Raw genomic sequence first — 25,696 nt, 5'->3', positions numbered from 1 at the left:
GGACAATGTCCGGAACATAAAATGACAGACCAACTAGACTCCACTGCGCTGGTATTGAGCGTCCGTGACAGTACCGGCCCCGACACCAACTCACTCTCACCGCATTGAACTGAGTAAACAAAATCATGTGTGAATCATGTGATTCAAGCTCTGCTTCAAACACAACAGGCCGTCGTCGTTTTCTTCAATTTGCCGGATTGAGCGCAGGCGCCCTGCTGCTGACCGGCACACTGCCCGGCAAGATCATCCAGGCAGCCGAAAAAGCGACAGCCCCACCCAAACCTCAAAACGTAATCAGTCCCGATATGGCGTTGAAAAGACTGATGGAGGGCAATGAACGATATGTAAGCGGTACGTCCAAGACTCATGATTTCAAAGCCGAGCGAGAGGCCCTGGTGTCCGGTCAGAATCCGTTCGTGGCAGTGCTGAGTTGCTCTGACTCGCGCATCGCTCCGGAATATGCGTTTGACACCGCACGAGGCGATCTTTTCTCCATCCGCGTCGCGGGCAACTTCGTTACCCCGGAAGGCTTGGCCAGCCTTGAATACGGGGTTGCCGTGCTTGGCGCCCCGCTGATTCTCGTACTTGGACATGAGAGTTGCGGCGCCATCGAGGCCGGTATCAAGGCCGTCAAGGATCAGACGATTTTCCCCGGCCATATCCCGAAACTGACTGACGCACTCAAGTCAGCCGTCGAGACCGTACTCAAACAGCCCGGGAGCTTGATGGAAAACGCCACCGCGCAAAACGTCAAAAATTCGGTCAACAGCCTGAAACAGGCCTCGCCACTGCTGACTGATGCGCAGAGCAAAGGCGCGCTGAAGATCGTGGGAGGTATCTATCGCCTGGCAAGTGGCAAGGTAGAGTTGATCGTTTGACCCACAACGCGCACATCACCAGCATCGGTGCATATCCGCGTATGTGAAGAGCCCAGCGCGACGGCTGGGCTCTGGTTATTTTCGATTTTCCATCATTTTGTCAGCGAGGGTTTTGGCCCTCTCGATCAACAGGTTCTGCCTGTCTTCGTGAGTAGCCCCGCCAACAACCGGGGCAGTCAAATTGCTTTCGGCAATCAATGCAGCGCAGAAGTATTGATCCCAGACAGCCTTGTCCACAGATGCCGGTTTGATGATTTGATCGACGTTCATAGGCGGCTCCTTTCAATGAGGCAGCACCACTAGTTTACGCCCGAATGACCAAGAATCCTGGCCATCATTCACAGTGGCCCGCCATTCGTCGCTTGCCAAAACACAACGAGGAGTTCGCCCGCATCCGTGGCTTGGGGCTTGCTCAGATCGCGCGTAGCAGCGCCGGAACGACATGATTCTGACGCAGCGGCCACTCAATCAATGCTTAAGGACGCCAGCGATACGCTTGGTCAGTCGCCGGGAGATGTAACGTGTCAACGCTCAACGAAATCGCAATGAACCACGCGAGAATGGCCAAGGAAAAAGCACAAAAGTCGACCGAACTGAGCGAGCGCCACCTCCAGGTCGTAGGGAGCTTGGAGGTACCGTCCTATTTTACTCATTCGGGCATCTCATCTTTCAAACACAGCGAAGTGACCGCCAACTGGATGCCAGGCTCAGCAAATAACACGCAATTACTTGTGGATTGAAAATCCATAGACTAAACATAACCCCACAGTCAGCTTCCCCACAAACCAATAATGATTCTTGGTACTAGTAAGGGTTTTATGCTCCTTGCCGTACGAGCAAACAAACGCGGTCCTTCAAGCGCAAGCATTGTAATTGTCAAGCCTGGCACTACAGCAGGCGCTGTCTGTAGCAGTGAGCATCTTTAGATAAAACAAGTGCGTTGTGCGAGCTCATGCCTTGAGCAAACGCCAGCGCCTGATTAGTCGTTAGTTGACCAACTCACTCATCCGACTTGACGAATGGAGATGCAGGTTCATGAAAACCCCACTACCGAGAGCCGTTGGTTGTGCACTGGTATTGCTCGCCTCCTTTGGATCTACGCTCGCCCTTGCAACGGACATCACTCCCGCCGAAACGAAAGCCATCGCCGAGGAAGGCTACGTCTACGGCCTGCCCATCGTGATGAATTACGCGATCATGTACGACTATGCGGTGGACAAGAACTCCAGCCAGTTCAAGGCGCCGTTCAACCAAATCGACAGCCTGCATCACGTCGCTACATACAAGGACACGGCCATCATCTCGCCGAACAGCGACACACCATATTCCATGCTGTTCATGGACCTGCGCAGCGAGCCGATAGTGCTATCGGTGCCAGCGGTCGAGAAGCCGCGGTACTACACGGTGCAGCTTATAGACGGCAACACCTACAACTTCGGTTACATCGGCAGCCGCGCCACCGGCAATGAAGCCGGCGATTACATGGTGGTCGGCCCCGATTGGAAAGGCACGACTCCGCAGGGCATCAAGAAAGTGTTTCGTTCCCGCACGCAACTCCCCTTCGCAGTCTTTCGCACCCAGCTCTTCAACCCGGCGGACATGCCGAATGTCGTAGCGATCCAATCAGGCTACAAGGCTCAGCCGCTTTCCACCTATCTCAAGCAGCCTGCGCCACCGGCCGCCCCGACGATCGACTTCCCGAAGATCAACAAGAACCTCGTGAAGACCGACTTCTTCAAGTATCTCGACTTTGCCTTGCAGCTCGCCCCAGCTACACCGGATGAAGCGGCGATCCGCGCGAAACTTGCCCGTATCGGCATTGGCGCCGGCAAGGACTTCAACTTCCAGGATCTGTCCGCCGAACAAAAGGCCGCAGTGGTTCAGGGCATGCAAGCCGGGCATGTAAAGGTCGAGGATGGGATAAAGAATCTCGGCACGAAGATCAATGGCTGGAACATTGCCGGTGCCGGCGGCGACAGCGCCTTCTACAACGGCGACTGGCTCAAGCGTGCTGCCGTCGCGCAAGCAGGCATCTATGCCAACGATGCCGAGGAAGCCACGTATCCGCTGTCCAAAACCCTGCCTAATGACGAGTCGCTCGACGGCAGCAAGCACAACTACACCATCACCTTTCCCGCCGAACAACTCCCGCCAGTCAATGCCTTCTGGTCGGTGACGATGTACGACGGCAAGTCGCAACTGCTGATCAAAAATCCGATCAATCGCTACCTCATCAACTCGCCGATGCTGCCCGACATGAAGAAGAATGCGGACGGCTCGTTGACGCTGTACATCCAGAAGGATTCGCCCGGTGCGGACAAGGAACGCAACTGGCTGCCTGCACCGGATGATCTGATCTACCTCGTGATGCGGCTGTATTGGCCGAAGACGGAAACGCCTTCCATCCTGCCTCCCGGCAAAGGGACGTGGAGCCCGCCCGAGATCGTCAAAGTCAATTGAGCAAGTTGTTGTACCGCTACCCACTCAGGTGCCAACAAAAGAATACGGGGGAGTCGGATGCGAATTAAGCACATTCGATCCGGTCTTAACACAGGGTCATACGTCAATTATGACCCTGCAGCCCTGTTTGCAGAATTGATTACCAGCGCACGCCTTTAAAGGGATTCCAGCCCTGTTCGCATTTGTCCCGAGTGCGCCTTCGCCCACCCCGTACAAATAGCGATCCATTGCGTGGTCAATCCTGCAGCCACTGGCAGCGCCACTAGGTACTGGCAGGCATGACACCGCCAACACACAGAGCCGCAATGGCCTTTACGATGTCATGAACATTCTGCAAGAAATCCAGGACAACAAAAAAGGGCTCACCTTTCGGTGAGCCCTTCCAGATCGCCCGGTAGAGCGGATTTTGTTTGATAGACACGATGACCAATTGGTTGATAGCTAAAAGCTACTTCACCACGTACCTCGCGCCGTGTGGATCGTCAAGTTTTGCCTGCAATATCCCCCACTCGCGCTGAATGATCGAGTAAGGAATAAAAATGCTGATCCTCTCAGCCCCCTTTACGCCGGAGTTATTGCTCACATCGTTCAGAGTGGTTGAGTAGAAACCGATATTGATGCCGACAATACAGCCGTCACTGGTGAGGACCGGCCCACCCGACATACCCTTGACCAGCGGGGCATCATGGATGGCATAGAGATCACCGCTGTGTTCATCGGCATTGACGAACGGCGTTTGATACACCTTGCCTTTCCCGGTAGCGGTCATGAGGTAAGGACTCGCCCCAACGGCAGTGATGCTCTCGCCCACACGCGGTGCGCGCCATGATGGGTAGTGGCCGTTGGCCTTGTGCAGGATGAAGACGAGATCGCAGCCTGTGCTGCAACTGTACTTCACGTTGGGGATGAACGGAGTGTGGCGGGTGGTTACCGCATAGTCATCGTTCCATTGCACGGCCGAGGCCATGTATAGATACGGTGCGGGAAACCCCGAATAGACTGAAAAGTATGAATCATTGGCAGGACCCGAAAAGTCGGGTTTTACGATGCCGTTGCATCCTGCAGTTACAGCTCCAATTAAAAAGTAGGCCATGATCTTGATCATGATATATCACCGACTTAATTGGGAGAATGTGACTGTTTTTTGTTGTCAGTATTTTGGCTTTTTGTAGGGTTGCAGTACTCCTCGCCGCTTGTTCTAGTTGGACGTTTTCTTACTTATGGCTGAGATTGTAATGACGCGTATGAATAAATCGCGCTAAGGCCAATTGCTTTTCGATCAACTCCAAAGTTCAATTATTTGGCGCCTGAAAAATGTTAAAGACGAGTAAAAAAAACAAGAGTTTCTATAGACTCCTTCGTTAGTGACGCCTGCCTGAATCAATCGCAATGCCCGTCACCCACAAGAGCGACAAGAAGGCTGTTGGTAGTCCAATCGTCCTGCACCGCAGCAGCGCCGCAACTGGCTTTATACTCCGCCAAGTTGGACGTACTTCATCAAACTTAAGGAAACTTTAAACAACATTGTCTTGGGGTCGACATGACTAGAGGTAAATATGACTGATAGCGAATCAACTCAACTGGCTGAAATTATTCCACATGTAAAAGTCCTGATTGATCCCGACCAGGAATCTTCTCTTATTCCTTTCGTACCTCGCGGCACAAGCAGTTGCTGCTCTCGGCCCATCTGGCGGAACAGCGCTGCTTGGGGCTTGAACGTACGTAGCAAGCACCCAGGTCATTTCAAGGGGGGGTAATTATCCTGGACGAGAACCCCTTGGTACCTATCCTGCTATAGCAAGCGGAATCAAACGTAAACTTTGTGACATCTGAAAACTTCTCGGCCTTTACCCGCGCCGGCCTGCCAGTTGCAATAGATAGCCGGGCGCCCTCTTGGTTCGAATCAAGAAACATTCAAGTCAATGGCAACAGAGAAAATAACGATATCGGCCGGGCATGCTGCGCCTATGGTGCCTATACGACAATAGATCACGTTGTAATCGTATGGGGCACTCGTGGTGGCCGCTACACTGAGTACGTAACTAACGTATCTAATAATGCTTCGGTTTCCCGCGACAATAACGGAGTCGACTGGATAAACCGTGGACCGCATAATGTCCACCGGCATGCGAAATGAAGACTGGAACTACTTCAGTGAAATTCTCGACGAAACGTACGACGGAGCGCCCACTAATTGCACTATTTTTAATTGCTTGCAGGGAGACATGTGTTGGAAAAGTGCAAGCAGCTGCAAGCGCAAATACATTGATATCGGAACCAATGGCTCATTCGGTCAGATTACTGTGGATGGCGGCTCGTTAGAAATTAATGCGAGATCGTGCTTGATCTCAAATCTTAACCAGTATTTCGCCGGCCTGGGAGGCATCATGATTACAGTTTCGGGCTCTTGCAACATGACTGGAGCGTGGCGAGGCCTCGCCCGCGCGGCAGGATCTACAGCCGAGCCAGACGCTTGGGTTGCCAGGATCACCGGAGGCTTTAACAGCGTCGGTGTTATGCAGAAGCTGAACTAGCTGGCTTGTCGCCTTCAACTTGCCTGAATTGGTGCCCACCCTGACCAGTTGCTGGCCATTCAGTAATCCATCTGAAACACACCAGGCCGGGCGAGCGGTCATGACTTTACCCAGCGCAGCGCCAAGTGTCCCGAACACAATCCTGAACAAAATTAACATTGAGCCTGCAGTTGAATGCGGGCGAGGACTTCGTGTGAATACTTATCGACACACCAATCGGCGAAACCCGACAGGACGGGGCTCGCTTCCTTGCCGGGCGGCATGCACTGGTGTCGATCCCGCGCCAAGACGACATGGGCATTGTCGCTGATGTCTGCCAGTCGTTCATCTTCGACAACGGTGCGTTTTCGATCTGGCTGCCGTCTCCGACCGGGAAGCCAAGAAAGCGGGCTTCGACGCTAAACGGGAAAAGCTCAACGACGTGTTCGGCGGCCCGGGTTCTCCAATGTACTCAGGCAGTGACAGCTACGTCGGTGGCGTGAAGATCAGCGATAGCCGGGATCTGGACGTTGATTGGCGGCGCCCGGACGAATACGGCGGGCCCTGCGCAACGCGGCCTAGCCAGAGAAAGGGGCCACAAAAGAAGCTCGAGCGGCGCACAAGGCTGAACACGAGCGCAACACCCTTCCTGTAAGAAGCGACGATCTCATGAGCCTGATTAAGCTCGAGGTTGAGTTTTCTGTCCTGCCTACGCAGATCAGCGACTCGCGCTCTGGATAGTGCGTGCGTACATATCTGCAAAAAAAGCGATTCGTACCATTCCATGGGCCACCTCTGAAAAGTCAGGCCCACAAATACCCCCACTTCAACGAATCACGCCAGCCGGCGAGAAAGGAAGATGATAGAGGCGGCAGCTTAAGCTTGGATCAGAACGCTAGCCTGCTGCGAATCAATAGTTGGGATCAGCCCCGAGCCCTGTTGATGTGCGAGCCAGGCCCGAGTCAGCTTCACGTCGAATCGCCAGCCATGGGTTTCCATCCAAACAAGCGCTGTATGGGTAATTCGATAGTGTCCGCACTTCGTGCATGCTCTTTCCTGGTAATCATCACCAGCATTGACGTCCGAAGCAGGCTCATCGCAAATTAGGCATTCCATATCTACCTCCATTGGCTGGACCCCTAACTATAGACGATTCCCACCCCTCCACCGCCCGGGCATGCCCCGGCATAGGACGCCCCACGTGCAAGCTTCACGGCCTGCGGATACTTGACCCGGCAATTTTTGGTCACCTGCCGCTCTCCAGCGCCGATAGCACGAACATCGGCCGGAACATCGGCATCGATCAGGCTTGGCGCGGCACGTACTCGCCGCCGACCAAGGAGGCCCGGGCAACGGTGATGCGTAGCCGAATTGAGTCGCACAACGCCCCGCCATGGCTGTACGAACAGCAGAATTTCCCACAGGAGTACATTCAGGCGCTGATGGGGCATGCAGACGAGAAGATGACAAAGCACTATCAGGAGGGGCACGACGAAAAGAACATCGAGTACCTGGAGATGGGCGCCGAGTTGGCGTTTTGAGTGGGTGTTTTGCAAATCGCAGGCAACAAAAAAGGGCCCACCTTTCGGTGAGCCCTTCTAGACCGCCCAGCAGAGCGGATTTTGTTTGGTAGGCGCGATTGGACTCGAACCAACGACCCCCACCATGTCAAGGTGGTGCTCTAACCAACTGAGCTACGTGCCTGCTGTGAGGCGGCATTCTACGGAATTCCGGAGGGGTGTCAACACCTTTTTTCGAGCTAACCCTATGAATATGCAAAATATTTAATTTTGCCGGTACAAAGAAGATTTTCCGGGTGGCTGGCGGGCGATTTTCAACTCGGGTAGGATCAACGCACTCGTAAAATATATTAAACAGAGGCTGCCGGATGGCTAACACTCCCTACCCCGAGTCCTACTACGCCGCATCGGCCAATGCGGTTCCACCGCGCCCGGCGTTGCAGGATGACGTGGAGACCGATGTCTGTGTGATTGGCGCCGGTTATACGGGGCTGTCCTCTGCCCTCTTTCTGCTCGAGAACGGTTTCAAGGTCACGGTGCTCGAAGCCGCCAGGGTGGGATTCGGGGCGTCCGGGCGTAATGGCGGCCAGATCGTTAACAGCTATAGCCGCGATATCGATGTCATCGAGCGCACGGTCGGTCCCAAGCAGGCCCAGTTGCTGGGGCAGATGGCGTTCGAGGGTGGGCGAATCATTCGTGAGCGGGTCGCCAGGTACAACATTCAGTGCGACTTGAAGGACGGTGGCGTGTTCGCCGCGATGACCGCCAAGCAGATGGGGCATCTCGAATCCCAGAAGCGCCTGTGGGAGCGTTTCGGGCACACCCAGCTTGAGTTGATGGATCAACGCCGCATCCGCGAGGTGGTTGCTTGCGATCAGTACGTCGGCGGGATGCTCGACATGAGTGGCGGCCACATCCATCCGCTTAACCTGACACTGGGTGAAGCGGCGGCGGTCGAGTCCCTGGGTGGCACGATTTACGAGCAGTCGCCCGCTGTGCGCATCGTGCGCGGCGCGAATCCGGTGGTGCACACGCCGCAGGGTAAGGTCCGGGCCAAATTCATCATCGTCGCCGGCAACGCTTATCTGGGCAACCTGGTGCCGGAACTGGCCGCCAAGTCGATGCCTTGCGGCACACAGGTGATTACCACCGAGCCATTGGGCGAAGAACTGGCACAGACCCTGCTGCCCCAGGATTACTGTGTCGAAGACTGCAATTACTTGCTCGACTACTACCGCCTGAGCGGTGACAAGCGCCTGATTTTCGGTGGTGGCGTGGTGTATGGCGCGCGGGATCCGGCGAACATCGAAGCGATCATCCGGCCGAAGATGCTCAAGGCATTCCCGCAGCTCAAGGACGTGAAGATCGATTACGCGTGGACGGGCAACTTCCTGCTGACCCTGTCGCGCCTGCCTCAGGTCGGACGGCTGGGCGACAACATCTACTATTCCCAGGGTTGCAGCGGCCATGGCGTGACCTACACGCATCTGGCGGGCAAGGTCCTGGCCGAAGCGCTGCGCGGCCAGGCCGAGCGTTTTGATGCGTTTGCCGACCTGCCCCACTACCCGTTCCCCGGCGGACAAATGCTGCGTACCCCATTCGCGGCACTGGGCGCCTGGTACTACGGATTGCGCGACAGGTTCGGGTACTAAGCGGCACGCAATACATTGTAGGAGCGAGCCTGCTCCGGGCGGCGATCCGACGATATCGGTCTAGCAGCCAACGAATATGTTGGATGTTACGACCTCATCGCGAGCAAGCTCGCTCCCACAGGGGTTTCGGGTTAGAGACGATCTCGTGGGATACCGCTGCGAATCCGCAGGATGTCCGCCAGTACCGCCAGCGCGATCTCTGCTGGCGTCTTGCTGCCCAGGTTCAGCCCGATGGGCGCATGAATCCGCCCCAACTCGACATCCCCCAGCCCACCAATACGCCGCAAGCGCTCGAAGCGCTTTTGCGAGGTCTGCATGGAGCCCATCACACCGATGTAAAACGCCTCGGTGCGAACCGCCTCCATCATCGCCAGGTCATCGATACGTGGGTCGTGGGTCAACGCCACCACCGCCGTGTCGCTGTGACAGCCTCCATCGGCGATGAACACCGACGGCAGTTGGCGACGAATCTCCACGTTTTCCAGCACGACGCCTTCCAGCACTTCGTCCCGCGGGTCACACAGAATCACCTCGAAGCCCAGGCCCACGGCAAACTCCGCACAGGCCTGGGCTACACTGGAATACCCCGCCAGCAGCAAGCGCTGGGCTGCGCCGACACGCACGCGCACCCGGTCGATTTCACGCTCGATACGCACACCCTGCTCACGATCATCTAACAGGCTGCGCGCACCGCTTTGCAGATCCACTTCGCGGATCAACCGACGCCGACCCAGCAGCGCCGACTCCAGCTCCCGCAGATGCGCTTGCACCTCGCAATCGCCATCAAGCTTCTCGACCAGCACATCCAGCACCCCGCCACACGGCAGGCTGACGCGCGAGCGTGGGTCGTCGCCTTCGCCGTAACGAACAACGCTGACCGGTTCCAGAAACGCGCCCTCGGCGACTCGCTCGAGAAAGTCTTCCTCGACACAGCCACCGGACAACGAGCCAATCCAGTGCCCCTGCGTGTTCACCGCCAGCAGCGAACCCGGTGCGCGCGGTGCCGAGCCGTACGTGGTCAGCACCGTACACAGCCAGATGCGCTGCCCGGCCGCCGACCACTGCAGCGCCCGGCGTATCACTTGCAGATCGAGATGCTGCATATCAGTGGGCCTTGTGCTCGAGCGGCGGCGCATCGGCCCGCAACTTCTGCACGTCGTTTACAGCCAGATCATTCGGCTGACCGCCCCACCCCTGACGCAGGTAGTTCAGTAGATCCGTGAGTTGCTCGTCGCTCAATTTCGCGGCGAACCCTGGCATCGGTTGCATGTGTTCGAAACCAGAGAACTTCTGTTCACCGATACCGTCGTCGATCACCCGTACCAGGTTGCGCGGATCTTCCAGGCGCAACGTGGTGTTACCGCGCATGGCCACGGCGATATGCGGCTTGCCCTCACCGCCCGGCGCATGGCAACCGGCGCAGACATTCAAATATTCCTGACGGCCGCGCTGGGCACTCGGACTCAGCTTGTCCAACGGCACTTCGGTGAGCACTTTCGCCGCTGGCGGCTGATCGCCCAGCAGGAAGGTCGCCATCGCCGCCAGATCCGGATCGCTGAGGCCCTGGGTGCTGTTGTGGAACACCGGGAACATTTCGTTGAACATCGTGCCCTGGGCGCTCATGCCGTGCTTGAGGAAGGAGCTCAGGTCTTGGTGATTCCAGCCACGGGCCGCCAGGTCAGTGGCCAGCAGGCTCGGCGCCAGATAACCGTTAAGCAGCCCGCCGGTCATGCGCTTGTCCTGCTGCATCGCACCCGGCAAGCCGCGTGGGGTGTGGCATTCGCCACAGTGCCCCAGAACGTCGACCATGTACTGGCCGCGCTTCCAGGCTTCGCTCTTGCCCTCGGCAGGCTCCAGCTTCACGTCCTTGCCGTACATCATGTTCCAGCCCATCAGGCCCAGGCGCACGTTAAACGGGAAGCTCAGGCTGGTGACCGGCGCAGCACGCTCGATCGGCTCGACGGTTTTCAGGTAGGCATGAATCGCGTCGGAATCTGCTCGCGGCATCAGGTGATACGAGGTGTAGGGCATCGCCGGATACAGGTTCGCACCATCGCGGCGCTTGCCTTCGGTCAGCGCGGCGAAGAACTCGTCATCGTTGTACAGGCCGATGCCGTGCTCTTTGCTCGGGGTGATGTTGGTGCCGTAGATCGTACCGAACGGCGACGCGATCGGCAGGCCGCCCGCATAGGGCGCGCCACCCGGCGCGGTGTGGCACGCCATGCAGTCGGCGGCGCGGGCGAGATATTCGCCTTGCTTGACCTGCGCATCATCCGCGTGAGCCGCCACCACAGGCGCAGCCAGACCAACCGCCAACGCCAGGCGGCTAAGTAGAAGCTTCATGCTTAACCCTCCTTGACCAGGCCGAGATCGGTCAGCACGTTGCGCGTGGCGCTGTAGTAGCGCACGTACCCGGTGCAACGGCAGATGTGATGACCGAGGCTGTCCTCGATGACTTTTTCCAGCTGGCTTTTGACGATGGGCTGACGCTGCAGCTTTTCCACCAGCACGGTCGCGGCATTCACGAAGCCCGGCGCGCAGTAGCTGCACTGGAAGGCGAACTCGTCGACGAAGCGCTGCTGGATCGGGTTCAGCTCGGTGACCTTGCCCTGCTCGTCGCGGGTCGCATGGCCTTCGATGGTCCGCACTTTCTTGCCTTCGAAATAGTGTGCGCCGGTGATGCAGGTGCGCACTTCTTCGCTGGTGCCATCGGGGTTGTCGACGATCACCACGCAGGCGTGGCAGATGCCCTGGCCGCAACCCAGGCGCGAACCGGTGAGGTTCTTGTATTCGTGCAGGTAGTCGATCATCGGCAGGTCATCAGGGATGTCCACCGGGCCGACGGATTGACCGTTGAGGGTCAGTTGAAGCGGACGGTTAGCCATTGAGGGCCTCCTTGATGCGTGCAGAAGTGATAGGCAGGTCGCGGACACGTTTACCGATGGCATGGGCCACGGCGTTGCCGATGGCACCGACCACCGGGATCATCACCACCTCGGCGATGCCCTTGGACGGGTCGCTCGGCGACAGCGGCGGCAGGATGTCCGCCGTCTGTTTCCACACCGCGACGTGACGCGCCATTGGCAGGCGGTAACGGTTGAAGTTCCAGTCACCCTCCCCCGGCCCGCCTTCGTACAACGGCATCTCTTCCATCAGCGCATGGCCGATGCCCATGGCGATCCCACCTTCGAGCTGGCCCCTGACCAGTTCTTCCACCAGCACCCGACCGCACTCGACCCACGAGTGATGATTGAGCACCGACACTTCGTTCGAACCCTTGTTGACCTTCACTTCCACCAGCGTCGCGACCGGGCTGTAGTAAGTCACCGCCGCGTTGTTCAGCTGGGTCGCCGGGTAGGCGATGCCCTGCCGATCCAGCAGATGGAAACCGGCGCTGTTCATCTGCGCCTTCTTCGCCTTCGGTGCACCGTCGCCGTACTTCACGGCCAGACCGTCAAGCGGCAAGCGCTCACGCACACCATCGATGCTGAACTCAGCCTCGGCCCAACTCCAGCGGTTGAAACCGTGCACGGTGGCGCCGCTCACCAGGCCCCGCTCGTGAACGCGCTTGGCGAGCATGGCGAATGGCAGTGGCTCCATGCCGTTGGCCGTGAGCTTGCCGTCGACCCAATGGGCGTCTTCGCGGCGCACCACGTAAGGGTTGGCCTGGCCGCCGTAAGGGCCTTGGCGCCAGATCTCCAGCGCCGCCGGCCACAGGCCGTGGTTGAACAGCACGCGCGCCGCTTCACGGGTGGCGTGGCTGAAGTAGTACGCCGAGTTGGTGGCCGACGAAGCCGAAGCGACCTTGCCGACCCAGCGTGGATTGCGCAGGAAGTTGTCCTGCTCGGCCTGGCTCATGATGTACGGGTTGCCGCCACTGATCAGCTGCAACTCTTTCCATTCGGTTTCGCCGGTCTTCACCTCGTGCGCCGGAATACCAAGGAAATCGGCCACGACCATGGCCTGGGAGGTGGACATGCCGGTGCCAATTTCGATACCGATGTGGCGCAGGCTGATGCGACCTTCGGCAGTGAATTCAATGCTGGCCATCGGCGCTTCGGAACCGGTACCGAAGTCTTTCTGGCAGATGGCGAAACCCACCCCGTACCAGTTGTCCGGATCGGCGGCTTCGCGTTGTTTCTTGATCGCGTCGCGGTTTTTCCAGGTGTCGTGGACGGCCGCTTTGTCGAGAATCTCGTGCAGGCGCAAGGCACCGGCCGGGATCGCGCCCTGGGTGTTTTTCATACCCGAGCGCAGTGCGTTTTTACGGCGCAGTTCAATGGCATCGACACCGAGGCGACCGGCGATTTCGTCGACCATCATCTCGGTCGCCGCCATGCTCTGCAGGGTGCCGTAGCCGCGCATCGACCCGGCTTCAACGGCGCGGGAGTGATAGGCCGTGACCTGCAGATCGTTCTGCGGCATGTAGTAGATCGACTGTGCCGCCGTGGCGCCCACCGCAGCCACGGATGGGCTGTAGTTGATTCGCCCGCCACCGTCGACGCTCATCTCCGAACGGAAAATCTTGAAGCTGTGATCGGTTTTGTCCACCGCCAACTGGTAGCGAATGTCGAACGGGTGACGCTTGATGCCGCTCTGGAACTGCTCGTAGCGGTCGTTGGCCAGGCGCACCGGCACACCGGCGCCGTACAACGCGGCCAACGCTGCGTAGTAGACGAAAATGTTGTGATCCTTGGAGCCGTAACCGACGGTGTAACCCGGGTGCATGTTCAGGTTGGCCAGGCCGAAACGCGACGGTGCGATCATCTTCGCGGTTTCGGTCGCCGCTTCCAGCGGGCACTGGGTGGCGACGACGAAATGCAGGGTCTTGGTGGCCGGGTCGTACCAGCCGTTGCCGTTGTCCGGCTCCAACGCGGCCGGCTCGATCGACGGGGTCTTGTAGCGCTCGTCGAACACCAGCCAGTTGTCCGGCGGCGTGTCGATCTGCTGCTTCATGCGCTCGGCGTAGAACAGCCCGCGCTCGGTCAGGTTGCCGTGCAGGTTCGGCTGGGAGTTCCACACCGGACGACGGTTTTTCAGCATCGGGAACAGAATCGAATCCTTGAGGCTGGCGAACTCGTCTTCGTCCGCCGAGGTTGCGCCGCCGACGCGCACGTAGCGGAAGCTGCCGTAGGGATCGCCTTCATAAAACGGCGCTTTATCGCCGTAGCGAATTGCCTTGTCATTGAATTTGAGTTGGTTCTTGGCCTGACGGAAGCGCTCGAAATCGTTCCAGATCAGGATCGCCACCGGGTGGCCGATGAACATCGGCACCTTGCCGGCCGGCAACAGTGGATCCGGGGCGTGCTCCTCAGGGAACACGATACCGTCCTTGACCAAGTCCTCGGCGGTAACGATGCGGTCCGGCTGCAACTCGGCGCCGAGCCAAGACAGGTCGATGCCTGCAAAGATGTGGTCGGCCTTGATGGTTTTCAGCAGCATGGCGTGGCCTTGCTGCTGCGGCCAGCCCGGCATGTCCTTGGCACGGATGTCGCGGGCAAAGACTTTGCTGCCGCAGACCTTGGACAAGGCATCGTTACGGGCGCGCGCCTTGCCGTTATTGCCGAGCCACTGCTCGGACGGCACGGTCACGCTGTTTTCCATCAAGGCGGCCAGCGCCTGGCTGCTCAACGGCGTGAGCGTCACGCTCACACCCGCTACCAGCCCGCCCTGAAGGAACGAGCGCCGGGATATATCACGGTTGGACATGGATCATCCTCTGGGCGGTTATGGGGTCCGCCCTTCTGGTTATGTTCTGGAAATCTCGAGTCTTGCAGAAGCCCTTTTCGACGATGCAAAGGGCTGTTGGTGACAGTGCAAAGCTGACCGAAAGGTTAAGTTTATAGGCTTATGCCTTCGCGGAAAACCAAAAACTGACCAAGAAATCAAAAAACCGCGACTTTTCGACGCAGCAGATCGATGAACAACCCCAACTCCCGACTGATGTGCTCGCCCTTGCGCAACAGCAGCCCGAATGGCGCCATTTGCACATCCAGTTCCACCGGCAGCGCCACTACCAGGCCCATTTTAAGATAGTCGCGCAATGCGGTTTCCGACAGCACCATGATCGCGTCGGTCAGCTGAATCAGTTGCTGCATGGAGTACACCGAACTGCATTCGATGATGTCTGCCGGCAACGGCAAGGCCAGGCGCTGCAACGCCTGATCCAGACCGATGCGCGCCGGACTGGTTTCCGGTTGCAGGATCCACGGCCAACCGCTGACCAGCTCCGCCATCTCCAGTTTTTTGCGCCGGGCCAACGGGTGGCCGGCGTGCACCACCACCAGCAAGCGTTCGTTACCCAATTGCTCGAAGACGTAATGCTCACTGTCGGTGGCAGCATTGCGCCGGGCGATGGCAAGGTCAATGCGGCCCTGTTCCAGCAACTGGATCACCTGGTCGCTGGTGTCGCCCATGATGCGAATCCGCAGCTGCGGATTGAGCGCCTTGATCTCGGCAATCGAATCCATCACCAGATCTGGCGCCGCGCCCATGATGGTACCGATCGACAGATAGCCGTAGCCGCCCTGCTGCCGCGCCATCAGGTCCTCGGCACAACGGTCGAGGCCACTGATGGCCGACTCGGCAAAGCGAATCAGCTCCTGGCCCAGCGCTGTCGGGCGCATCCCCCGCGGCAGACGCTCGAACAGATCGCAGCCGAACATGTCTTCAATCTCATGGAGCATGCGGGTTGCCGCCGGTTGCGACATGTTCAGACTTTGCGAGGCGCGGTGCAGGTTCTGGCTGGTGCTGAGCGTCACCAGCATGTGCAGATGCTTGTAGCGCAGGCGATTGAGCAGACTGCGGGAGATGGTCGGCGTGGTCATGGCGGGCCTTTTTATCGATACCCTGAGGGTATCAGTTGTGAGCTAGATTCGATTTGTAACGTATCGATCAGCGGCCGTACAGTCTTCCCCATAAGAACAAATGCCCTACCAAAGGAAAACTGCGATGAAGACTCTACCCGCGCCTCTGCTCGCCAAAATTTCCTGGCGGCTACTCCCGTTTCTCCTGCTGATGTACATCATGGCCTTCCTCGACCGCGCCAACGTCGGGTTCGCCAAGCAAGCCTTCCAGGCCGATACCAACATCAGTGATGCCGCCTTCGCCTTCGGCGCCGGCGTGTTCTTCGCTGGTTACGCACTGCTCGAAGTGCCGAGCAACCTGATCCTGCACCGCGTCGGCGCCCGCCTGTGGATGTGCCGGATCATGGTCACCTGGGGCCTGGTCTCCGCCGCCATGGTCTTCGCCCACACTGAAACCAGCTTCTACGTCCTGCGCTTCCTGCTGGGCGTGGCCGAAGCCGGCTTCTTCCCCGGCGTGATCCTCTACCTCACCTACTGGTTTCCCAGCGCCGTGCGCGGCAAGGCCATGGGCTTCTTCTACTTCGGTGCGCCGCTGGCGTTCATCTTCGGCAGCCCGTTGTCCGGCCTGCTGCTGGAACTGGACGGCTTTACCGGTTTACACGGCTGGCAGTGGCTGTTTGCCGTTGAAGGCCTGATGGCCACGGCTGTGGGCATCTGGGCCTACTGGTACCTGGACAACCGCCCGGCCGACGCCAAGTGGCTGACCGTCGAGGAACGCCAGCAAGTGCAGAGCCTGCTCGATCAGGAAGACAGCCATAAACAGAACCACGGCCGCAGCCTGCTCAACGTCATTTGCCAACCCTCGGTGCTGTACCTGTGCCTGATCTACCTGTTGATCCAGGCCAGCGTCTACGGCGTGGTGTTTTATCTGCCGAGCCAGGTTGGCGGACTGCTGGGCACCAAGGTCGGGCTGATGGTCGGCCTGGTCACGGCGATTCCATGGATCTGCGCATTGCTCGCCGCCTACCTGATTCCCGGCTACAGCGACCGCACCGGCGAACGTCGCCGCACCGCCTGCCTGACCTTGTTGATGGCCGCCGCCGGGATCGCCTGCTCGGTGACCTTCAGCAACCCGCTGCTGGGGATCATCGCCCTGTGTTTTGCCGCGTCCGGCTTCATCGCCGTGCAACCGGTGTTCTGGACCTTCCCCTCCAGCTACCTCGCCGGCAGCGCCGCCGCGGCCGGGATCGCCCTGATCAACTCGTTCGGCGCCCTCGGTGGCTTCATCGCCCCAGTGCTGAAGAACTGGGCCGAAGGCGCCTTCCATTCACCGGCAGCAGGCTTGTACGTGCTGGCCGCTACCACCGTCATCGCCGCGTTGCTGGTGCTGGGCATACGCGCACCCGGCCATAAAGCCTCGAACAAACCGGCCACCGTTTAAACCTGAGGAGTCACACCATGGGCATTCCAACCATCAAACACGTCCGCGCTTTCACTCTGCGAGGCGGCGGCGCGGATTATCACGACCAGGCCGACGGCCACTGGATCGACGATCACATTGCCACGCCGATGAGCAAATACCCCGAGTACCGCCAGAGCCGCCGCACCTTCGGCATCAACGTACTCGGCACCCTGGTGGTGGAAATCGAAGCCAGCGACGGCACCGTCGGTTTTGCCGTGACCACTGGCGGCGAGCCTGCCGCCTACATTGTCGAAAAGCACCTGGCGCGCTTCCTCGAAGGCGCCCGGGTCACCGACATCGAAAAAATCTGGGACCAGATGTACCAGTCGACCCTGTACTACGGGCGCAAGGGCATCGTCATCAACACGATCTCCGGCGTTGACCTGGCGCTGTGGGACTTGCTCGGCAAGATCCGCCAGGAGCCCGTGCATCAGTTGCTCGGTGGTGCGGTTCGCGACGAGTTGCAGTTCTACGCCACCGGCGCCCGCCCGGACCTGGCGCAGAAAATGGGTTTCATCGGCGGCAAGATGCCGCTGCACCACGGCCCGGCGGAAGGCGAGGAAGGCCTGCGCAAAAATCTGGAGGAACTGGCAACCATGCGCGAACGCGTCGGCCCGGACTTCTGGCTGATGCTCGATTGCTGGATGAGCCTGGACCTCAACTACGCCACCAAACTGGCGGTTGGCGCCCACGAATACGGCTTGAAATGGATCGAAGAAGCCCTGCCGCCGGACGATTACTGGGGCTACGCAGCCCTGCGCATCAACGTGCCCAAGGGCATGCTGGTGACCACCGGCGAACACGAAGCCACGCGCTGGGGCTTCCGCATGCTGCTGGAGATGGGCTGCTGCGACATCATCCAGCCGGATGTCGGCTGGTGCGGCGGCATCACTGAACTGGTGAAGATCTCGGCCCTGGCCGACGCCCACAACGCGCTGGTCATCCCTCACGGTTCTTCGGTGTACAGCTACCACTTCGTCGCCACCCGGCATAACAGCCCGTTCGCCGAGTTCCTGATGATGGCGCCGAAGGCCGACGAAGTAGTGCCGATGTTCCACCCGCAATTGCTCGGCGAACCGGTGCCGGTCAATGGCCGCATGCGCCTGTCCGCTCTCGACCAGCCTGGTTTCGGCGTGACCCTCAACCCGGAATGCCAACTGCATCGGCCGTATAACCGCTGAGAAAGGAGTTCGACATGAACATGCCGCACAACGCGTTCAAGGCCGCACTGAACAACAGCGAGACCCGGTACGGAATCTGGGCCGGGTTCGCCACCGGCTACGCCGCCGAGATCGTCGCCACCACCGGTTACGACTGGATGCTGATCGATGGCGAGCACGCGCCAAATACCGTGCCCGGTGTACTCGCTCAGTTGCAAGCCGTGGCGCCCTACTCGACTGCGCCGGTGGTGCGCGCAGTGAATGGCGATGCCAACCTGATCAAGCAACTGCTGGATATCGGCGCACAGACGCTGATGATCCCGATGGTCGAAACCGCCGAGCAGGCACAGGCACTGGTGCGCGCCATGCGCTACCCGCCCCACGGCATTCGCGGGGTCGGCGGCGGCCTGACCCGCGCCACCCGCTGGGACGGTGTGCCGGACTACCTGAATACTGCCCATGAACAACTGTGCCTGATCGTACAGGTGGAATCGCGGATCGGCGTGGAAAACGTCGCAGCGATCGCCGCCGTCGAGGGCGTGGATGCGGTGTTTATCGGGCCGGCGGATTTGTCGATCGGCCTGGGCCATGCCGGCAACCCCGGTCACCCGCAAGTCCAGGAGCGGATTCAACACGCCGTGAACGCCACGCTGGCGGCCGGCAAGGCCTGCGGGATTCTAGCCCCCAACGAAGAAGACGCCCGCCGCTACCAGCACTGGGGCTGCCAGTTCATTGCCGTGGCCATCGACATCAGCCTGCTGCGCCAAAGCGCCATGGCCACCCTCGCCCGCTACCGCGAACCCGCTACCACCCAAGCGCCGTCACGCACTTACTGATCTGCCAAGGAGTCGCACCATGTCATCCGTGCCTGTTTACGAAAACTTCATCGACGGCCAGTTCGTGGCCACCGCTGCCCACCTCGATGTGATCAACCCGGCCACCGGCGCCGTGCTGTCGAAAGTCCCGGCCTCGACCGCCGAGGACGTCGACCGCGCCCTCGCTGCCGCCCGTGCCGCGCAGAAAGACTGGGCGCGCAAACCGGCGAATGACCGCGCCGGCTACTTGCGCCGGATCGCCGCCAAACTGCGGGAAAACGTTGCGCACCTGGCACGAACCATCACTCTGGAACAAGGCAAGACCAGCGGGCTGGCGGAAGTCGAAGTGAATTTCACCGCCGATTATCTCGATTACATGGCCGAATGGGCCCGGCGCATCGAAGGTGAAATCATCACCAGCGACCGCCAGGACGAAAACATCTTCCTGTTCCGCAAACCGCTGGGCGTGGTGGCCGGGATCCTGCCGTGGAATTTCCCGTTCTTCCTGATCGCCCGCAAGATGGCCCCGGCCCTGCTGACCGGCAACACCATCGTCATCAAGCCCAGCGAAGAAACCCCGAACAACTGCTTCGAATTTGCCCGACTGGTGGCCGAAACCGACCTGCCGCCCGGTGTGTTCAACGTGGTCTGCGGTGACGGCCGAGTCGGCGCGGCACTGAGTGCGCACAAAGGCGTGGACATGATCAGCTTCACCGGCAGCGTCGAAACCGGCTCGCGGATCATGGCCGCCGCCGCGCCAAACATCACCAAGCTCAATCTGGAACTGGGCGGCAAGGCACCGGCCATTGTGCTGGCGGATGCAGACCTCGACCTGGCGGTCAGGGCGATCCGCGATTCGCGCATCATCAACAGCGGCCAGGTGTGCAATTGTGCTGAGCGGGTGTATGTCGAGCGCAAGGTGGCGGATCAATTTATCGAGCGCATCGCAGCGGCCATGAGCGCGACCCGCTATGGCGACCCGATTGCACAGCCCGACGTCGAAATGGGTCCGCTGATCAATCGTCAGGGCCTGGACAGCGTCAATCGCAAAGTCCGCACCGCGTTGAGCCAGGGCGCAAGCCTGATCAGCGGTGGGCAAATCGCTGACCTGCCCAATGGCTTCCACTTCCAGCCCACCGTTTTGGCCGGTTGTCGTGCCGATATGGAGATCATGCGCGAAGAGATTTTCGGCCCGGTGCTACCGATCCAGATCGTTGATGACCTGGACGAAGCCATCGCCCTGGCCAATGACTGCGACTATGGCCTGACCTCATCGATCTACACCCGCGACCTGAGCAAAACCCTGCAGGCGATGCGCGAGCTGGATTTTGGCGAAACCTACGTCAACCGCGAGAATTTCGAAGCGATGCAGGGTTTCCACGCTGGCGTGCGCAAGTCCGGCATCGGCGGCGCGGATGGCAAACACGGGTTGTACGAATACACCCATACCCACGCGGTGTATTTGCAGGGCTGAGCGAGGTATTCAGGCAGATTGCCAAATCGCAGACACAAAAAACCCCGGTCTTTCGACCAGGGTTTTTGCTATCGACTCGAAGTAACCAACGGTTTCTTCGTAGCTCCAAGGCGTTCAGCGGGCCTCGGGGCAGATATGGCGCAGCGGACGGGACTCGAACCCGCGACCCCCGGCGTGACAGGCCGGTATTCTAACCGACTGAACTACCGCTGCGTATCGCTTTGAGCTGACGCTCAATTAACTCGTCTGATTAAAAGCTCTGAGACTTTTCAATCTCTCTTTCAATCTCGAATCAGGGCGGACCTGACTCGGAAAATATGGCGCAGCGGACGGGACTCGAACCCGCGACCCCCGGCGTGACAGGCCGGTATTCTAACCGACTGAACTACCGCTGCGCGTCGGTGGAGGCATTTCAGCCTACCTCTTGCTTTCGCAAGTATCTCGGAAGTGGTGGGTGATGACGGGATCGAACCGCCGACATTCTGCTTGTAAGGCAGACGCTCTCCCAGCTGAGCTAATCACCCGTTTGCATCTCCGAGGCCGCGAAATTTACGCAGGTAGCGAACCTAAGTCAATAGCAGGATTGAAGTTTTTTTCAAAAACAGCTTTTAGCTTCAAGCTTCGAGTAAAAGCAAGTACGCATACAGCAGGCATACCACCGTCACGCTTTAACTTGCAGCTTGAAGCTTGAAGCTGCCGTTCACTGCTCATAGATCATCTTCTTGGTCATGCCGCCATCGACCACGAATTCCTGGCCGGTGACAAACCCGGCGTTCCTCGACAGCAGCCAGGCCACCATCGCCGCGACATCCTCGACCGTCCCTACCCTGCCCGCCGGATGCTGGGCATGATCGGCCTCGGTCAATGGTTCGGCACGCCGCACCGAGGGGTCGCGCCCATCGATCCAGCCTGGACTGACGGCATTGACCCGGATCTCCGGGCCAAGGCTGATGGCCAACGCATGCGTCAAGGCCAACAAACCGCCCTTGCTCGCCGCATAGGCCTCTGTGTCGGGTTCCGACTGCCCGGCGCGGGTCGAGGCCAGATTGACGATGGCACCGCTGTGAGCGCGCAGGTACGGCGCACAGTGTTTGGCCAGCAACATCGGCCCACTGAGGTTCACCGCCAACACCCGATTCCAGTGGGCCAGGTCGAGGCTTTCCAGGGTGATGTTGTGCGGATCGGCAACCGCTGCGTTGCATACCAGCGCATCCAGGCGCCCGAACTGGCCGAGCACCTCGGCCACGCCCAGCGCGACTTGCCCCTCGTTGGAGACATCCATGGCGATGAACCAGGCGTTGTCGCCCAGCACTTTCGCCACTTTCGAACCGCGCCCCCGATCCAGATCCGTCAGCACGACTTGCCAGCCTTCGCTGATCAGCCAGGCCGAGATCCCCAGGCCAATGCCCCGCGCAGCACCGGTCACCAGCGCTACGCGGCCATTTGAGCCAGTGGTCGGCGTAGACAACTCGATCACAATGCAGCCAGACCGCGCGCCAGATCGGCTTGCAGGTCCGCCACATCCTCCAGACCGACCGCAACGCGGATCAGGCTGTCACGAATGCCTGCCGCTTCACGCTCTTGCGGCGCCAGGCGACCATGGGAGGTGGTGCTCGGATGGGTGATGGTGGTCTTGCTGTCGCCCAGGTTGGCGGTGATCGAAATCAGGCGCGTGGCATCGATAAAGCGCCAGGCGCCCTCTTTGCCGCCCTTCACCTCAAAACTGACGACCGCACCGAAGCCCTTCTGCTGGCGCAGCGCCAGTTCGTGCTGCGGATGGCTCTTGAGGCCGGCGTAATGGACTTTCTCGATACCTTCCTGCTGCTCCAGCCACTCGGCCAGTTGCTGGGCGTTGGCGCAATGCGCCTTCATCCGCAGGTTCAGGGTTTCCAGGCCCTTGAGGAAGATCCAGGCATTGAACGGGCTCAGGGTCGGCCCGGCAGTACGCAGGAAGCCAACCACTTCTTTCATCTGCTCGCTACGACCGGCGACCACGCCGCCCATGCAACGGCCCTGGCCGTCGATGAACTTGGTGGCCGAGTGCACGACGATGTCCGCGCCCATTTTCAGCGGCTGCTGCAAGGCCGGGGTGCAGAAGCAGTTGTCGACCACCAGCATCGCGCCTTTGGCATGGGCGATTTCCGACAGCGCCGCAATGTCCACCAACTCGGCCAGCGGATTGGACGGCGATTCAACGAACAACAGCTTGGTATTGGCCTTGATCGCAGCATCCCAACCGGACAAATCGGCCAGGGCGACGTAGTCGACTTCGATACCGAAGCGCTTGAAGTACTTTTCGAACAGGCTGATGGTCGAGCCGAATACGCTGCGCGACACCAGCACATGATCACCGGCGCTGCACAGGCTCATCACCACGGCCATGATGGCCGCCATGCCGGTGGCCGTGGCCACGGCCTGCTCAGCGCTTTCCAGCGCGGCGATGCGCTCTTCGAACGCGCGTACGGTCGGGTTGGTGTAGCGCGAATAAACGTTGCCCGGCACTTCGCCAGCGAAGCGCGCAGCGGCGTCGGCGGCGGTACGGAACACGTAGCTGGAGGTGAAGAACATCGGATCACCGTGTTCGCCTTCCGGCGTGCGGTGCTGACCGGCGCGTACGGCCAGGGTATCGAACGCTACACCTTCGAGGTCGCTGTCCAGCCGACCGGCATCCCATTCCTGACTCATGCTGTCACTCCTTGCCCTGCTCTTGATAGATAGAAGTCTTTTTGCCAGATACAAAACCGGCCCCTCAGGGCCGGTAGAAACTCAGTTGTTGTACAGATCGATGATCGCACTGACTGCCTGTGTCTTGACCTTGGAGGCATCGTTGCGTGCCTGCTCGATCTTGTTCAGGTAAGCCTCGTCGACGTCGCCGGTGACGTACTGGCCGTCGAACACCGCGCAATCGAACTTCTCGATCTTGATCTTGCCGCCACCGACCGCTTCGATCAAGTCAGGCAGGTCCTGATAGATCAACCAGTCAGCGCCGATCAGGTCGGCTACGTCCTGGGTCGAACGGTTGTGGGCGATCAACTCGTGAGCGCTCGGCATATCGATGCCGTAGACGTTCGGGTAGCGAACGGCCGGTGCCGCGGAGCAGAAGTAGACGTTCTTGGCGCCGGCTTCGCGGGCCATCTGGATGATCTGCTTGCACGTCGTGCCACGAACGATCGAGTCGTCCACCAGCATCACGTTCTTGCCGCGGAATTCCAGCTCGATGGCGTTGAGCTTCTGGCGTACGGATTTTTTCCGCGCGGCCTGGCCCGGCATGATGAAGGTCCGGCCGATGTAGCGGTTCTTCACGAAGCCTTCGCGAAACTTCACGCCCAGGTGGTTCGCCAGTTCCAGCGCCGCGGTGCGGCTGGTGTCCGGAATCGGGATGACCACGTCGATGTCGTGATCCGGACGCTCGCGCTGGATCTTCTCGGCCAGTTTCTCACCCATGCGCAGGCGGGCCTTGTAGACCGACACGCCGTCGATGATCGAATCCGGACGCGCCAGGTAGACGTGTTCGAAGATGCACGGCGTCAGGGACGGGTTGGTCGCGCACTGACGGGTGTACAGCTTGCCCTCTTCAGTGATGTAGACCGCTTCGCCCGGTGCCAGGTCGCGAATCAGGGTGAAGCCGAGCACGTCCAAGGAAACGCTTTCCGAGGCGATCATGTACTCGACACCTTCGTCGGTGTGACGCTGGCCGAAAACGATCGGGCGGATGCCGTGCGGATCGCGGAAACCGACGATGCCGTAGCCGGTGATCATCGCCACGACGGCATAACCACCGACGCAACGGTTGTGCACGTCGGTTACAGCGGCGAACACGTCTTCTTCGGTCGGCTGCAACTTGCCGCGCTGGGCCAGTTCGTGCGCGAACACGTTGAGCAGCACTTCCGAATCGGAACTGGTGTTGACGTGGCGCAGGTCAGATTCGTAAATCTCCTTGGCCAGTTGTTCAACGTTGGTCAGGTTACCGTTGTGCGCCAGGGTGATGCCGTAAGGCGAGTTGACGTAAAACGGTTGAGCTTCAGCCGAAGTCGAGCTGCCCGCGGTTGGATAACGCACATGGCCAATGCCCATGTGACCGACCAGGCGCTGCATGTGACGTTGGTGGAACACGTCACGCACCAGGCCGTTGTCCTTGCGCAGGAATAACCGGCCATCATGGCTGGTCACGATACCGGCAGCGTCCTGGCCGCGGTGCTGGAGGACGGTTAGCGCGTCATACAGCGCCTGATTGACGTTCGACTTACCGACGATACCGACGATGCCACACATGCGACGCAACCCCTACTTAATGGATCTGAACTGAGCACTACTCACCGAGGCGTTTTGGCCATCGGCAAGAGTTGCTCCTTGAACGGAATATCAGCGGGTACGCTGATTCCGCTGGCAAGCCACTGACTGCTCCACCCGAGGATCAGGTTTTTGGACCAGTCTGCAACCAATAGAAATTTTGGCACGAGCTGTGACTCTTTCCACCACCCGTCCTGCTGTACCGGCCCCAGGCTCAACAGCCCGACGGCGATAACCACCAGCAACCCGCCACGCGCGGCGCCGAAGGCCATGCCGAGGAATCGGTCGGTCCCGGAGAGCCCGGTGACGCGAACCAGTTCGCCGATAAGATAATTGATCATTGCGCCTACGATTAAAGTGGCGACAAACATGATGGCACAGCCCGTGATTATACGTGCCGATGGCGTTTGAATGTACCCGCCGAGGTACTCGGACAGTGAGCCACCGAACATCCAGGCTACGACTCCTGCGATGATCCAGGTCAGCAGCGACAGTGCTTCTGTGACGAAGCCGCGGCTCAGACTGATCAATGCGGAGATGGCGACGATTGCTACGATCGCCCAGTCAACCCAGGTAAATGGCACAGTGCAGCCTACAGACGGATAAGGCGGCGCATTTTAGCAGAGCCCATGCTTATCGGTAAGCTGCGATTGTCAGTGCATTTCA

Annotated in this window: 22 protein-coding genes and 4 tRNA genes; 10 read left to right on the top strand and 16 right to left on the bottom strand. The window is 59.5% G+C overall.

Translation table 11 applies throughout. The features are described from left to right. Nucleotides 1–125 precede the first annotated feature (125 nt). Nucleotides 126–878, top strand: a complete 753-nt coding sequence (locus AC1DVE_RS03545; protein WP_223542931.1) for a carbonic anhydrase — start codon at nucleotides 126–128, stop codon at nucleotides 876–878. Between the two features lie 75 nt (nucleotides 879–953). Here the strand turns inward: AC1DVE_RS03545 and AC1DVE_RS03540 are convergent, their stop codons facing one another. Next, nucleotides 954–1,148, bottom strand: coding sequence for a hypothetical protein (locus AC1DVE_RS03540; protein ID WP_150727129.1), 195 nt, complete (start codon nucleotides 1,146–1,148; stop codon nucleotides 954–956). Between the two features lie 251 nt (nucleotides 1,149–1,399). Between AC1DVE_RS03540 and AC1DVE_RS03535 the strand changes: the two genes are divergently transcribed. Together AC1DVE_RS03535 and AC1DVE_RS03530 are read left to right on the top strand one after the other, a co-directional pair. Next, nucleotides 1,400–1,618: a hypothetical protein gene (locus AC1DVE_RS03535; protein WP_223454327.1), complete on the top strand. Its 219-nt coding sequence runs from the start codon at nucleotides 1,400–1,402 to the stop codon at nucleotides 1,616–1,618. 295 nt (nucleotides 1,619–1,913) lie between these two features. After that, a complete protein-coding gene (locus tag AC1DVE_RS03530) occupies nucleotides 1,914–3,338 on the top strand; it encodes a DUF1254 domain-containing protein (protein ID WP_223454325.1) in 1,425 nt (474 codons plus the stop codon). A gap of 448 nt (nucleotides 3,339–3,786) precedes the next feature. Here AC1DVE_RS03530 and AC1DVE_RS03525 read toward each other — a convergent pair whose 3' ends face one another. Further along, nucleotides 3,787–4,443 (bottom strand): serine protease, encoded by a 657-nt coding sequence (locus AC1DVE_RS03525; protein WP_223454323.1) that lies wholly within the window; start codon nucleotides 4,441–4,443, stop codon nucleotides 3,787–3,789. A 1,009-nt stretch (nucleotides 4,444–5,452) separates the two neighbouring features. On the opposite strand from AC1DVE_RS03525, the gene AC1DVE_RS03520 reads away from it, so the two are divergent. Both AC1DVE_RS03520 and AC1DVE_RS03515 read left to right on the top strand, forming a co-directional pair. Further along, complete coding sequence (locus AC1DVE_RS03520; RefSeq protein WP_223454321.1) at nucleotides 5,453–5,872, top strand: hypothetical protein; 420 nt, start codon at nucleotides 5,453–5,455, stop codon at nucleotides 5,870–5,872. Between the two features lie 1,337 nt (nucleotides 5,873–7,209). Beyond that, nucleotides 7,210–7,392, top strand: coding sequence for a hypothetical protein (locus tag AC1DVE_RS03515; RefSeq protein ID WP_223532629.1), 183 nt, complete (start codon nucleotides 7,210–7,212; stop codon nucleotides 7,390–7,392). An 86-nt stretch (nucleotides 7,393–7,478) separates the two neighbouring features. On the opposite strand, the gene AC1DVE_RS03510 is transcribed toward AC1DVE_RS03515, so the two are convergent. Beyond that, nucleotides 7,479–7,555, bottom strand: a tRNA-Val gene (locus AC1DVE_RS03510). 184 nt (nucleotides 7,556–7,739) lie between these two features. On the opposite strand from AC1DVE_RS03510, the gene AC1DVE_RS03505 reads away from it, so the two are divergent. Beyond that, nucleotides 7,740–9,023: an NAD(P)/FAD-dependent oxidoreductase gene (locus AC1DVE_RS03505; RefSeq protein ID WP_223454319.1), complete on the top strand. Its 1,284-nt coding sequence runs from the start codon at nucleotides 7,740–7,742 to the stop codon at nucleotides 9,021–9,023. 131 nt (nucleotides 9,024–9,154) lie between these two features. Here AC1DVE_RS03505 and AC1DVE_RS03500 read toward each other — a convergent pair whose 3' ends face one another. The 5 genes from AC1DVE_RS03500 to AC1DVE_RS03480 form a co-directional block, all read right to left on the bottom strand. Then, nucleotides 9,155–10,126, bottom strand: a complete 972-nt coding sequence (locus tag AC1DVE_RS03500; protein WP_223532628.1) for an XdhC family protein — start codon at nucleotides 10,124–10,126, stop codon at nucleotides 9,155–9,157. A gap of 1 nt (nucleotide 10,127) precedes the next feature. Next, the gene (locus AC1DVE_RS03495; RefSeq protein ID WP_223542933.1) at nucleotides 10,128–11,366 is read right to left on the bottom strand and encodes a cytochrome c; all 1,239 of its coding nucleotides are present in this window, start codon (nucleotides 11,364–11,366) and stop codon (nucleotides 10,128–10,130) included. 2 nt (nucleotides 11,367–11,368) lie between these two features. Next, on the bottom strand, nucleotides 11,369–11,908 hold the full coding sequence (locus AC1DVE_RS03490; RefSeq protein ID WP_007982256.1) for a (2Fe-2S)-binding protein: 540 nt from the start codon (nucleotides 11,906–11,908) through the stop codon (nucleotides 11,369–11,371). Beyond that, nucleotides 11,901–14,732 (bottom strand): xanthine dehydrogenase family protein molybdopterin-binding subunit, encoded by a 2,832-nt coding sequence (locus AC1DVE_RS03485; protein ID WP_223454311.1) that lies wholly within the window; start codon nucleotides 14,730–14,732, stop codon nucleotides 11,901–11,903. Before AC1DVE_RS03485 ends, AC1DVE_RS03490 begins: the two co-directional genes overlap by 8 nt. Nucleotides 14,733–14,908: 176 nt before the next feature. After that, complete coding sequence (locus tag AC1DVE_RS03480; RefSeq protein WP_223448423.1) at nucleotides 14,909–15,850, bottom strand: LysR family transcriptional regulator; 942 nt, start codon at nucleotides 15,848–15,850, stop codon at nucleotides 14,909–14,911. Between the two features lie 124 nt (nucleotides 15,851–15,974). Between AC1DVE_RS03480 and AC1DVE_RS03475 the strand changes: the two genes are divergently transcribed. From AC1DVE_RS03475 to aldA, 4 genes are read left to right on the top strand one after another with little or no spacing between them, the layout of a single operon-like run. Continuing rightward, the gene (locus AC1DVE_RS03475) at nucleotides 15,975–17,270 is read left to right on the top strand and encodes an MFS transporter (RefSeq protein ID WP_223454309.1); all 1,296 of its coding nucleotides are present in this window, start codon (nucleotides 15,975–15,977) and stop codon (nucleotides 17,268–17,270) included. A gap of 17 nt (nucleotides 17,271–17,287) precedes the next feature. After that, nucleotides 17,288–18,472 (top strand): L-rhamnonate dehydratase, encoded by a 1,185-nt coding sequence (gene rhmD / locus AC1DVE_RS03470; RefSeq protein ID WP_477783748.1) that lies wholly within the window; start codon nucleotides 17,288–17,290, stop codon nucleotides 18,470–18,472. A 14-nt stretch (nucleotides 18,473–18,486) separates the two neighbouring features. Beyond that, on the top strand, nucleotides 18,487–19,287 hold the full coding sequence (locus AC1DVE_RS03465; protein ID WP_477783747.1) for an aldolase/citrate lyase family protein: 801 nt from the start codon (nucleotides 18,487–18,489) through the stop codon (nucleotides 19,285–19,287). A gap of 19 nt (nucleotides 19,288–19,306) precedes the next feature. Continuing rightward, nucleotides 19,307–20,740, top strand: coding sequence for an aldehyde dehydrogenase (gene aldA / locus AC1DVE_RS03460; RefSeq protein ID WP_223454303.1), 1,434 nt, complete (start codon nucleotides 19,307–19,309; stop codon nucleotides 20,738–20,740). Nucleotides 20,741–20,876: 136 nt separating this feature from the next. On the opposite strand, the gene AC1DVE_RS03455 is transcribed toward aldA, so the two are convergent. From AC1DVE_RS03455 to AC1DVE_RS03420, 8 genes are all read right to left on the bottom strand, one after another. Beyond that, nucleotides 20,877–20,953: transfer RNA gene (locus tag AC1DVE_RS03455), tRNA-Asp, on the bottom strand. A gap of 105 nt (nucleotides 20,954–21,058) precedes the next feature. Beyond that, nucleotides 21,059–21,135 (bottom strand) — tRNA-Asp (locus AC1DVE_RS03450). A gap of 53 nt (nucleotides 21,136–21,188) precedes the next feature. Beyond that, nucleotides 21,189–21,264 (bottom strand) — tRNA-Val (locus tag AC1DVE_RS03445). 25 nt (nucleotides 21,265–21,289) lie between these two features. Next, nucleotides 21,290–21,451: a hypothetical protein gene (locus AC1DVE_RS03440; protein ID WP_223454301.1), complete on the bottom strand. Its 162-nt coding sequence runs from the start codon at nucleotides 21,449–21,451 to the stop codon at nucleotides 21,290–21,292. Then, on the bottom strand, nucleotides 21,441–22,217 hold the full coding sequence (locus tag AC1DVE_RS03435) for an SDR family oxidoreductase (protein WP_223454299.1): 777 nt from the start codon (nucleotides 22,215–22,217) through the stop codon (nucleotides 21,441–21,443). The genes AC1DVE_RS03440 and AC1DVE_RS03435 overlap by 11 nt, the downstream gene beginning before the upstream one ends. Continuing rightward, complete coding sequence (locus tag AC1DVE_RS03430) at nucleotides 22,214–23,425, bottom strand: O-succinylhomoserine sulfhydrylase (protein ID WP_223454298.1); 1,212 nt, start codon at nucleotides 23,423–23,425, stop codon at nucleotides 22,214–22,216. Before AC1DVE_RS03430 ends, AC1DVE_RS03435 begins: the two co-directional genes overlap by 4 nt. Before the next feature lie 81 nt (nucleotides 23,426–23,506). Continuing rightward, nucleotides 23,507–25,012: an amidophosphoribosyltransferase gene (purF, locus tag AC1DVE_RS03425; protein WP_223454296.1), complete on the bottom strand. Its 1,506-nt coding sequence runs from the start codon at nucleotides 25,010–25,012 to the stop codon at nucleotides 23,507–23,509. Between the two features lie 41 nt (nucleotides 25,013–25,053). After that, nucleotides 25,054–25,614, bottom strand: coding sequence for a CvpA family protein (locus AC1DVE_RS03420; RefSeq protein WP_223454294.1), 561 nt, complete (start codon nucleotides 25,612–25,614; stop codon nucleotides 25,054–25,056). Nucleotides 25,615–25,696 lie beyond the last annotated feature (82 nt).

This window comes from Pseudomonas sp. P4_B4 (assembly GCF_056402255.1).
Note: the sequence above shows the minus strand (reverse complement) of the source record. Positions and strands in the feature narration are given on the sequence as shown.

Coding starts and splice junctions, on each gene's coding strand:
- AC1DVE_RS03545 (WP_223542931.1), top strand. CDS start 126: ATGTGTGAATCATGTGATTCAAGCTCTGCTTCAAACACAACAGGCCGT.
- AC1DVE_RS03540 (WP_150727129.1), bottom strand. CDS start 1,148: ATGAACGTCGATCAAATCATCAAACCGGCATCTGTGGACAAGGCTGTC.
- AC1DVE_RS03530 (WP_223454325.1), top strand. CDS start 1,914: ATGAAAACCCCACTACCGAGAGCCGTTGGTTGTGCACTGGTATTGCTC.
- AC1DVE_RS03525 (WP_223454323.1), bottom strand. CDS start 4,443: ATGATCAAGATCATGGCCTACTTTTTAATTGGAGCTGTAACTGCAGGA.
- AC1DVE_RS03520 (WP_223454321.1), top strand. CDS start 5,453: ATGTCCACCGGCATGCGAAATGAAGACTGGAACTACTTCAGTGAAATT.
- AC1DVE_RS03515 (WP_223532629.1), top strand. CDS start 7,210: ATGCGTAGCCGAATTGAGTCGCACAACGCCCCGCCATGGCTGTACGAA.
- AC1DVE_RS03505 (WP_223454319.1), top strand. CDS start 7,740: ATGGCTAACACTCCCTACCCCGAGTCCTACTACGCCGCATCGGCCAAT.
- AC1DVE_RS03500 (WP_223532628.1), bottom strand. CDS start 10,126: ATGCAGCATCTCGATCTGCAAGTGATACGCCGGGCGCTGCAGTGGTCG.
- AC1DVE_RS03495 (WP_223542933.1), bottom strand. CDS start 11,366: ATGAAGCTTCTACTTAGCCGCCTGGCGTTGGCGGTTGGTCTGGCTGCG.
- AC1DVE_RS03490 (WP_007982256.1), bottom strand. CDS start 11,908: ATGGCTAACCGTCCGCTTCAACTGACCCTCAACGGTCAATCCGTCGGC.
- AC1DVE_RS03485 (WP_223454311.1), bottom strand. CDS start 14,732: ATGTCCAACCGTGATATATCCCGGCGCTCGTTCCTTCAGGGCGGGCTG.
- AC1DVE_RS03480 (WP_223448423.1), bottom strand. CDS start 15,850: ATGACCACGCCGACCATCTCCCGCAGTCTGCTCAATCGCCTGCGCTAC.
- AC1DVE_RS03475 (WP_223454309.1), top strand. CDS start 15,975: ATGAAGACTCTACCCGCGCCTCTGCTCGCCAAAATTTCCTGGCGGCTA.
- rhmD (WP_477783748.1), top strand. CDS start 17,288: ATGGGCATTCCAACCATCAAACACGTCCGCGCTTTCACTCTGCGAGGC.
- AC1DVE_RS03465 (WP_477783747.1), top strand. CDS start 18,487: ATGAACATGCCGCACAACGCGTTCAAGGCCGCACTGAACAACAGCGAG.
- aldA (WP_223454303.1), top strand. CDS start 19,307: ATGTCATCCGTGCCTGTTTACGAAAACTTCATCGACGGCCAGTTCGTG.
- AC1DVE_RS03440 (WP_223454301.1), bottom strand. CDS start 21,451: ATGAGCAGTGAACGGCAGCTTCAAGCTTCAAGCTGCAAGTTAAAGCGT.
- AC1DVE_RS03430 (WP_223454298.1), bottom strand. CDS start 23,425: ATGAGTCAGGAATGGGATGCCGGTCGGCTGGACAGCGACCTCGAAGGT.
- purF (WP_223454296.1), bottom strand. CDS start 25,012: ATGTGTGGCATCGTCGGTATCGTCGGTAAGTCGAACGTCAATCAGGCG.